The following is a 9,942-nucleotide window of genomic DNA, read 5'->3' on the forward strand; positions in this document are numbered from 1 at the left end:
CCGACGATCAAAATCTCGCCAAAGGCTCTATAAATTATTGTTTTAGTTCGAAGACCCGTTCGATCTCTTGCCGTTGTCTAAGTGTTAAATTTGGAATTTCATCCTGCGGCAAGAGTTTGTTTCTAATAGTTTTCATCGGTCCTGACTTAGTAAAATGCCTGAGCCATGGAGATAGTAAATTATTTCGTGCAAGTGGTCTTAAGACAGGTGGAATATTCTCGACAACTGTTCCGTTGGTTGTTTTGATTTTCGCGTTACTATGCTCCAACGGAAAGGCGAGAACCTCAAGCGCTGTTTCAGGTAAACCCATGAAATTGACTAGCCCCGCAACGCTCTGGCTTTGTTCGCTTACAAAATCGTCAAATTGCAGCTTATGAATAGGTGCCGATGGGAAGGCCTTCTGGAGATGAGCGATATTTGCTTCAAAGTGGTACATCTCACTTTGAAAGCTGTCTTGCTTACAGATGCATTCGACATATTCATCAAGCGTTTTAGCAACCAACTTATGATTAACGTGAGATTTGTTGGAGCGAATTTGCACGTACACCGACCGGATCAAATCTGGCAAATCGCGCAATCCAATGACGAGCGATACTTGATCGCTCGCGAAAATTTGCCCTAGTCGAGCAGCGCTACGTGCTGGAAAAATGCGAGCGTTCAGCTGCTTGCTTGACCAGCTAGAGTATAAAAAATGCTCATTGGACAGCACAACAGGCCCCGCCCCCGGCAAGGCCTTAGCGAGCGCGTCATAGGCGCTGCGCAATTTTGATATTTGCGCGATGAATTCATTTTCATCCTCAATGTACAGCGCATTGGTTAGCGCAACAAAGAAATCACGGCGTGCAGGTGTTGCATCATCCTGAAATCCGCCCATGCCCAAGTATCTGATATGTTTCTCGCGGTGGAGCACATCAAACACACTGTTTTGCAGCGTTGTTGTCCCCGTTTTAGGGTATCCAAGGTGAAGGATGAGATCACTCACAGTATGCCACCTTTTTCATCTCGCATTTTGTACAGAATTGAATGCCCACAGAGCAGTACCAAAATGATCGAATATGCCAGTGCTCCGGCGCCTGCCCCGTTAACGCCAAAGGCGTAAGGCCCAAGAATTGCTCCCAAAACAAAACACGCAAATGCAATCAGATTGAATTTGAAGAAACGCCAACTCCCAAAGGTAATTTGCGTGAGCGACGTAAGAGAAAACGCGCTTGCGTATAGGGCAGTGCCCGATGCCAATAGCAACAGAATTGGTAAGGCAGGCGAAAATTCAGCGCCAAACAGGCCCGATAGGATTTCGACCCCGAAGACGACAAGAATCCCAAAAGCAAAAACCGACACGAGAACCGCCATTTTGGTTATTCGAAACGCCAACCTCGCCGCTTCGAAGAAATGACCAGAAGAGGCTAAGCGGCTGAATTCAGGGTAAACCGATATGCGCGCCGCCTCTGCGAAACGCGCTAATAGCGCCGCAAGGCGATAAGCAACACCGAAAAGAGCGGCGGCTGACGGACCCAGAATAGCTCCTACGATCAATATCTCACCACGCTGGCGTATTGCGTTCAGGGCACTGGATGCGCTCACACCAAAGGCAAAGCTGAGAAACTTCTGACGTGCAACGCGATCAAATCGTTCATTAACCGCGACATCTTCTTGCGCCTCAATTTTGCGCCACGCGATAAATAGGACGAGCAATGAAGCGAGCACCGAGACAACCGGTATCGTTATCAAATATGTCGGTAGATCAGCGCCAATTCGGTAAAGCACGAATGCATTCAAGAGTAAGAGCACTGCCTGAAGGACGTCTATCGAAACGGCCCAGCCAAACGCGCCGAGTAGGCGCAATGCGCCAATAGACGTACCGCGACCCGAAAACACCAAAGCAGCTGCGAAATAAAGCCCCAGCTTGGCTGTTTCAGGGTCAAGCCCAAGTAAAGAAGGCGCAGCAATCAGCAAGGTCGCGACCACAAAAGCAGAAAGCGTTGCAGCTGCGAAGTCCAGCCCTACACCATAAAGCCAGAGCGCTTTCAAACTGCCGCGCCCTTCAATGTCTGCGCCGACTTTCGCAAAGCTCTGCCAGTTTTGAAAACTGATCAGTTTGGAAACCAATTCGCACGTGGCCTGAACCAGAAACAGCTTACCCAAATCTTCGATCCCGAGCGCACGTGTGTTCATTGCCAGCGCAAAAAAGCCAAGCGTCGTAACGGCCATTTGGCCACACATGACCTTGCTGAAATTTTGTAAAATCACGCGTAACGGAGAGCTCACAACGCCCCTCCGGCAAATCGTGAGCAACCATAGTGTCGATCATTCGAAAGGCTTACAGTTCGCGTATACATTCTTGTTCTGTCTTGAAAACTCACGTTTCTTAGTCTCGAATGACAACCGCAGGGAAAACTATCGGATGCTTGTTCAACCGAGACTCGTCTAACTGATATCTTTATGCAAACAAAGGCTAATTAGAAACTCAAAGCTGATTCGAGCGCAAAGACAGGTGGACACTCGGAATTTTGGGCGAATATATGGTGCCTAAATCTCTGGCAATCGTTGTGTACCCTTGTGTTAAACGCGGACGACAATCTGCACTCTTTTTCAAATCAATCAATTCTTAAGAACTGAGCTAAGCGAACGAATGAAAAAAGCCCTCATTACAGGTGTAACCGGCCAGGACGGCTCGTATCTGGCGGAACTTCTGCTGGAAAAAGGCTATGAGGTTCATGGCATCAAGCGCCGTGCATCGCTCTTTAATACGGGCCGCATCGATCACATCTACGAAGACCCTCATATCGAGACACAACGATTTAAGCTGCATTATGGCGATCTCACCGACTCCTCTAGCCTAACGCGGATTATCTCTGAGATCGAACCGGATGAAGTCTATAACCTAGGCGCGCAGTCCCATGTTGCGGTCAGTTTTGAAGCGCCAGAGTATACCGCCGATGTCGACGGCATGGGCACGTTGCGTATGTTGGAAGCGATCCACTTCCTAGGTTTGGAAAAGAAAACCCGCTTTTATCAAGCCTCCACATCAGAGCTATATGGGCTCGTTCAGGAGAGCCCGCAGAGCGAGACAACGCCGTTTTATCCGCGCTCGCCTTATGCTGCTGCAAAGCTCTATGCCTATTGGATCACGGTGAATTATCGCGAAAGCTATGGGATGTATGCCTGTAACGGCATTTTGTTTAACCACGAAAGCCCGCGGCGCGGCGAAACATTCGTGACCCGTAAGATCACGCGCGGTTTGGCGAATATAGGCATGGGTCTCGAAGACTGTCTTTATATGGGTAACATAGATGCGTTGCGCGATTGGGGCCATGCAAAAGACTACGTAAAGATGCAATGGATGATGCTGCAGCAAGATACGCCCGACGATTTTGTGATAGCCTCCGGCACTCAGCATTCGGTGCGCGACTTTATCCGCTGGGCTGCCGAAGATTTATCAATCGAGCTGGCGTTTTCGGGTTCCGGAATTGATGAAATAGCGACGGTTGTGTCGGCGGATCAGACGATCACGCCGCATATTGCTGTCGGGGATGTCATCATGCGGATCGATCCACGGTATTTCCGCCCTGCTGAAGTTCAATCCCTTCACGGCGATCCATCCAAAGCCAAGCGGCTCCTTGGTTGGGAGCCTGAAATCACTGCGCGCGAAATGTGCGCGGAAATGGTCGCGGAAGACCTGAAGGCCGCGCAACGCCATGCATTGCTCAAGGAACACGGGCTTGATCTGCCTGTCAGCCAAGAGGAATAACCAAATGAGCTTTGACATCACAGGCAAACGAATTTGGGTTGCCGGCCATCGCGGCATGGTGGGCAGTGCTGTCGCGCGGCGTCTTGAGCAGGAGGACTGCACGGTCATTAAAGCAGGGCGCGAGATCGTCGATCTGACCAACCAAGCGCAAGTAGAGCACTGGATGAATGAAACCCGCCCTGATGCCATCATCTTGGCTGCAGCAAAGGTCGGCGGCATTCTTGCAAATGATACGCAACCTGTGGATTTTCTTCTCCAGAACCTGCAAATCCAGACCAATATTCTAAGCGCAGCCCATAGTGCCGATATACCGCGCGTTCTATTCTTGGGCTCCTCTTGCATTTATCCGCGCGATGCGGCGCAACCCATTGCGGAAGCAAGCCTGCTCACAGGTGCATTGGAGCCAACCAATGAAGCCTACGCAATTGCCAAGATCGCCGGGATTAAACTGATCCAAGGCTATCGCAAACAACATGGGCGCGATTGGATATCGGCGATGCCGACCAACCTCTATGGGCCCGGTGATAACTATGACCTTCAATCCAGTCATGTTTTGCCCGCACTTTTAAGAAAAGCGCATGACGCAAAAATGAACGATGCGGGAGAGATGGAACTGTGGGGATCAGGTGCGCCTTTACGGGAGTTTCTGCATTGTGACGATCTGGCGGATGCCCTTGTCTTCCTGCTCAAAGAGTACTCGGGCTATGAGCACATCAACGTCGGCTCTGGCGTAGAGGTTTCAATACGTGCGTTGGCGGAAACCATAACGCGCGTTGTCGGTCACGACATTGATTTGGTGTTTGATGCGAGCAAACCAGACGGAACCCCTAGAAAGCTCATCGATTGCACAAATTTGCATCAATTGGGTTGGAACAACGCACGAAGCTTGGAAGACGGAATTAGCAGCACATACAGGGACTTTTTAGCGACCCTCGAAACGGAAAACCCTTCCTAAAAAGTACAAGCAATTGCTTGATTCAAAAAAGCCAGCTGTTCGCTGAAAAATCAAAGTTTTACAAAGTTTCAGCGGTCTATTTCTTCTCTCTCTGGTCATTGGCACTTTGCGCGCATTAGTTGCGCCACCCAAACGCAAGAGCAATCAGCAACACACAGATTTGCATCAAAGCGAACGCGATTGCTGACCAACCGCGAGACCCATCGTTCCTAAAATCAGTGGATTACAGCACGGAGGGCTTTACACGTTTCGCGTTAGTCGCCATCGTGATTCTTATAGCTGACTCGCATCATCTCGCGGGTACGAAGCTCACTCAGTGGTAAAAAGTTACCGCCTGTTTGGCTGGACTAACACACTATTTTTGCAGCGCTAATAAAACTAACCAGCTACACACCCTGCCCCAAATCCAGTTGTTTTCCAAGCAAACACCCAAGAACCTAAAGCTGATTGCCTTAATGGAAAGAACACGTTCGAGAAGTTCAAAGTGAAAACCGTTCGCTTATCTTTCCATTTGTTGACACACAAAAAAACGCAAACTGTACGAATATGCTGCCGCTTTGATCAAAACAACTTTAAGAAGACAAATTCCAGCGCGTTTCATTGACCTGTAGTAGCAGAGGTGCTAACGATTTGATCAATTGATTTAAGAAATACAACTACCCCCTTGAGGATCCTCGACCCGATGAGTGCTCATGATTTTTCAAACCTTCACTCGGATAAGAGTGTGTCGATAAGACAGGGTCAGAACAAAGCGCTATTTTTCTTTTTTAAACGTATCTTTGACTTGTTGTGTTGCGTTCTTTTTCTGCCCATTTTGCTCCTAAGCGGTCTCGTACTTTTGTGCCTCAATCCCTTTTTCAACAAGGGAAAGCTAATCTTTGTTCAGACCCGCATGGGACAAAACTGTGAGCCATTTCAGGCCTACAAATTCCGAACAATGTCCGAGGAGAAAGAGGCCACACGCGGCTCAGATGGCCCGTTAGAAGCAGACCGCATCACACTGCTCGGTAGCAAACTCCGCAAACTGCGCATCGACGAATTGCCCCAGATTCTTAACGTCTGGCGCGGTGAGATGAGTATGATTGGCCCTCGTCCTGACTACTTTCAATACGCAGCGCACTATATCGAAAGCGTTCCAGGTTATTCAGACCGACATATCATTCGCCCCGGCATTAGTGGGTTGGCCCAGACGCAGGTTGGATATGTTCAAAGCATTGCAGGGACAAAGCTGAAGGTCTCTGCAGACTTAGAATACATTCAGAACCTAGGCTTCCTTCAGGAAATCCGTATCGTCTGGCAGACCATTGTCGTTATTTGCATGCGCGCCGGAACGTAAAGCACGCGGGTTTTGCCCTTCACCGACGAAATTGCTAAACAAAGATATATGTAAATCGTCCGTGCAGGCCCGAGGGAATATTGCAATTGCGTTCAACCCTGTCTCGAAAATGGGCCTCACTCAGGTCTTATGGTTGGCATGAGTGGCTTTTGCTTCTTCCGGTCTTTTGCATATTGGCGATCGCACGAGCCGCAATACTCATCCTGCCTTTTCGCAAATATGCAGGTTTGTTTGGGCAAAAAACTGGCAATGACATTGAAGTGGTGGCTTTGCAGACATTTCAGCGAAACCGCGCCCGCGCCATTGGCAAGACCATTCGCATGGTCGCAAAAGTGACCCCTTGGCAATCGGTTTGCCTTCCGCAGGCTATGACGGCGTGTTTTCTTCTGCGCCTTTACAAGGTTCCCTTCACAACCTTTTTCGGCGTCATGTCGAGCAATCCGAAGAATAATCAAGACCCTCTTTTGGCACATGTTTGGGTCTGTGCGGGCACATCAATTGTCACTGGTGGCGCTGGACATGAAAAACATGTCGTCGTCGCGACATTTCAAATGATGTGAAGGTGCCACCCCCACCACCGCGGGAATGGCACGAAACTTTTCCAGAATTAGCTACGGCTTGGGAACACACCCTGAAGCGCAATAATGAAGTTAACCGCAGTGTATGGGTTTTCAATGCTAAACGGGATGCTGCCCCCAGTATTAGCTAATCTGACGGAATCTGGGCCCATAGCCGTCAAGTTAGATGCCGGTACGTCGGCTTCATAGATTTCAGCGCCACCAAGCACTTTGCCTGCAGCGTTCTGACTAGTCGCAGGAACCTGTCCTGCCTGTAGTATAGCTGTGTGATTATGCGAGGGTAGATGTGGTATGGTGAGCGAAACCTCATATTGTCCGCCCTTTTGCCCCTCGCGGTAGCTGGGCAATCCAGGACCATTACCGGGGTGCAATGGAAAACGACCGCGAAGGTCAGGCAACGCAAAAGTGGTTCGACCGTCGCCGCCATAAATCGTTCCCAAGATCGAGAACAAGGCAGAATTTGACGAAATCGGCAAAAGCTGCCCGTCACAAAGCGCCCAACCACGTGGTGCAAAGTTGCCACCAAACATTACGATCTGTGCAAGAAAAGGTTCCAAAATAAGTCTCCAATTTTTCGTTTCTATTCAATGGCGCTGGCCGGCAAATAAAGTGCCATCAGAAGGGGATTGAATATCGTCACCGCTTAAAAACCGCTCAGCCTGTTAATACTTTAAGAGTTTTTTCCCATCTGTCTCCCAAAAAATACACCTTTAGGGAGATTTTGATTGGAAAAACGCACGAATTAAGTGTGCGTCAAGACCCTCACCCAGCCTCCAACCAAAAGCGATTTCGAAGCGAAACGCTTGTCCAGGAATTCCTGCAAAAAACCAGCATCGTTACCGCATGTCATCCATAGCCATTTGAACCAGTTAGGCGTCATAAACTTGAAAATGAGATCGCCAACTTTACTGACCTTGATTGACCTCATCCCGCATGGAAGATCCGTCGTTGGCTGGGTCGCAGCCTTAGCGCGAAGCTTTCGGCTGTAAAGAAATGATTTGATCGAAGAAAGCTGGGTCAACTTCGCGGTGCGTCACGACGACTATCGTCATTTCTCCTGATAATTCTTTGAGAGCCTTCAAAATCCGCAACTCTGAACCGCGATCCAAAGCTGATGTAGCTTCATCCAAAATCAACAATCCCGGCTGACGTAAAATCGCGCGCGACAGGCTAATGCGTTGTCTTTCCCCGCCCGACAACCGCTGGCCACGCTCGCCTACAAAGGTGTTCAACCCATCCGGCAAACGCTCAACGATTTGATCTGCTCCCGTCAAACGCAGCGCCGTTTCAAGTGCGTTATCCGAGACGCTAGAAGTATCGGCAAGAAGTACGTCCCGCAGCGGAATATCCAACAAAGCTGCGTCTTGAGGTACATAAGCAAGGCTATTTGCGATGGGCGTGCGGTTCTTGAGTTCAGCAGTGGACAACTCCCCTATTTCCACCGTGCCTTTCGTTGGAACAAGTAGCCCGTTCATCAAGTCCAAAATGGTGCTTTTGCCAACACCAGATGGGCCGACCAGGGCGAGCATCTGCCCGGGCAGGATATCCGCATCAAAATCAGCGATCTGTTCAATCTCGCTGCCCGAGTAGGAAAACGAAACACCCCGGAAAACAACGGGCAATGCACCTGCTTGGGCCACTTTTTGTGGCTCTGCTAAAGGTTCGCTCTGCTCAGACAAGCGCGCTAAAAGCGCGATGAGATTTTCATACGCTGGCAACATATTCGCGATGTGCTGAACTCCTTTGAAAAGCGCGAAAACAGGGCCAGAAACGCGCGTCATTATCACCACCACCGCAATCAAAGTCACAGGCGTTGTGTCCAATACAAACAATCCGAAAACCACCACTGCGCTCAGCATAGCCGCGCTCACGATTTGGAACACGGCTTGCGCTGTTGCTTGATCCATACCAAACCGCAAAATCTCTTGTCGGATCGTCGTTATATTTTGATCAAATCGTTCGATATGAGCGGCTTCTGATCGATACACTTTAGCGAGCTTTAAACCTGCAAAGAACTGAAGCAAGGTCTGTTGAAGCTGGCGCCCAGCCAAAGTTTGGCGTTGCCCAAATTTTCGTGCTCGCCCCACCAAACGTGGCAATATGAGCCCCGCCAAACCCAGCAGAACGAGCACAAGTGAAGTCAAAGCAGGTGAAATGACGAAGGCAACTACAAGCTGGACCCCGATCAAGGCCGCAGAAACACCCCCCTGCAAGATTTGCTGAGTACCGCCAGCAAGTCGGTTAACGTCCTGCAAGATCGCATGCTGGCCTTCGTGTTGTTGCACGGTCAACAGAGTTTGCCATTGTGCACGTGCAAGCGCTTGAAACACGCGCGAGCGCCATTGATCGATAAAACCGTGAGAAATTTGCGCAAGCAGAACCGCGCGATGCCAAGCGACAAAATTTCGTAATATAATCAGGCAGACGAAGCCAAGCACCAAAGCAATCACCTGCGACTGTGTGCTCACCAAGCCAACTGAAACCATAGTGCTTTGGAGCCATTGCGCAAAAGGCGCTTCGCTTTCGTTGGCTACGATCTGCAAGATAGGCAGCAGTAAAAGCAGGCCAAACCCTTCGGTCAAAGCGCCTGCAAAACTATAGCCAATTGCGCGATAAATTTGCCCGTTTGCGTAGTCCAAAAAATCTCGCAAATACCGCCGAAAGGTCTCGTACATTAAGCTTGCCTCTTTCCCACGACGCGTATGTTGAAAGCATCTATATCAGACATCTTGCACCCCGAAAACGTGTCCAGAAGAGAAAAACACAACCCAATTTAAGAGCTGAAGCATCGCCCTAACCGATCAGTTTTTTTATCCGTTCATAGGCCGCTTGCGCACCTGTTTGCCGCGCCCATTGCCCTTGAGTTTCGGACAGGTCGTAGCTCTTGTTGCGATAAAGAGATGCTTCGATATTTGCCATTGCGGGCGCCAGCGTTTCTTCTGTCAGCTCCAAATTTGCGCACTGCGCAACGCGGCGCACGTAGGCTTCGGGATTATTCCGCGCGAGCGCGTAATCCACCGCAAAAGTGCGGTCACGATATACAGCAAGTGGACCGTTCAAAAGCTCTTCCAAAGCCTGAAAACTTTGCTGATACGTTTGCAAAAATTCGCCTGACATTCTCAGTTCTTCTAAACGAGCGTTGCGCTCAAAATCTTTGTCTTGCGCGGTCTCCGCAAAGTTCTGAAATTCAGAACGCGTTTGCTCACAAGGGATGCGAATAGATACAATAACGTTAGAAATTTTATTCTGTGCGTCTTGCCACGTTTCGACAATGTCATCCTTCAGGAAATTTCGAAGATCCGACTTAAAAGCCAAGTTATTGTTT

General features: G+C 49.5%; 9 protein-coding genes. 4 read left to right on the forward strand and 5 right to left on the reverse strand.

Annotation, left to right across the window (positions count from 1 at the left end):
- Positions 1-34 precede the first annotated feature (34 nt).
- Positions 35-982 carry a sulfotransferase domain-containing protein gene (locus tag ABJQ89_RS16220; RefSeq protein ID WP_348497198.1) on the reverse strand — a complete coding sequence of 316 codons (948 nt, stop codon included), beginning with the start codon at positions 980-982 and terminating at the stop codon, positions 35-37.
- Positions 979-2,265 carry a lipopolysaccharide biosynthesis protein gene (locus ABJQ89_RS16225; protein WP_348497199.1) on the reverse strand — a complete coding sequence of 429 codons (1,287 nt, stop codon included), beginning with the start codon at positions 2,263-2,265 and terminating at the stop codon, positions 979-981. Before ABJQ89_RS16225 ends, ABJQ89_RS16220 begins: the two co-directional genes overlap by 4 nt.
- A 364-nt stretch (positions 2,266-2,629) precedes the next feature.
- Here ABJQ89_RS16225 and gmd point away from each other — a divergent pair, with 364 nt between their 5' ends.
- The 4 genes from gmd (at position 2,630) to ABJQ89_RS16245 (ending at position 6,599) form a co-directional block, all read left to right on the forward strand.
- On the forward strand, positions 2,630-3,748 hold the full coding sequence (gene gmd / locus ABJQ89_RS16230; RefSeq protein ID WP_348497200.1) for a GDP-mannose 4,6-dehydratase: 1,119 nt from the start codon (positions 2,630-2,632) through the stop codon (positions 3,746-3,748).
- A 4-nt stretch (positions 3,749-3,752) separates the two neighbouring features.
- Complete coding sequence (locus ABJQ89_RS16235; RefSeq protein WP_348497201.1) at positions 3,753-4,703, forward strand: GDP-L-fucose synthase; 951 nt, start codon at positions 3,753-3,755, stop codon at positions 4,701-4,703.
- A 682-nt stretch (positions 4,704-5,385) separates the two neighbouring features.
- On the forward strand, positions 5,386-6,039 hold the full coding sequence (locus ABJQ89_RS16240) for a sugar transferase (protein ID WP_348497202.1): 654 nt from the start codon (positions 5,386-5,388) through the stop codon (positions 6,037-6,039).
- Between the two features lie 149 nt (positions 6,040-6,188).
- Complete coding sequence (locus ABJQ89_RS16245) at positions 6,189-6,599, forward strand: lasso peptide biosynthesis B2 protein (protein ID WP_348497203.1); 411 nt, start codon at positions 6,189-6,191, stop codon at positions 6,597-6,599.
- A gap of 47 nt (positions 6,600-6,646) precedes the next feature.
- Here the strand turns inward: ABJQ89_RS16245 and ABJQ89_RS16250 are convergent, their stop codons facing one another.
- The 3 genes from ABJQ89_RS16250 to ABJQ89_RS16260 all read right to left on the reverse strand — a co-directional run.
- Positions 6,647-7,174, reverse strand: coding sequence for a tail fiber protein (locus tag ABJQ89_RS16250; protein WP_348497204.1), 528 nt, complete (start codon positions 7,172-7,174; stop codon positions 6,647-6,649).
- 408 nt (positions 7,175-7,582) lie between these two features.
- Entirely contained in the window at positions 7,583-9,292 is a 1,710-nt protein-coding gene (locus ABJQ89_RS16255) for an ABC transporter ATP-binding protein (protein ID WP_348497205.1), read from the reverse strand.
- Between the two features lie 118 nt (positions 9,293-9,410).
- Positions 9,411-9,942 (reverse strand): hypothetical protein (locus tag ABJQ89_RS16260; protein WP_348497206.1); only part of this gene is annotated, 532 nt, incomplete at its 5' end.

The sequence above is a fragment of the Planktotalea sp. genome (assembly GCF_039984035.1).
Lineage (GTDB): Bacteria > Pseudomonadota > Alphaproteobacteria > Rhodobacterales > Rhodobacteraceae > Planktotalea.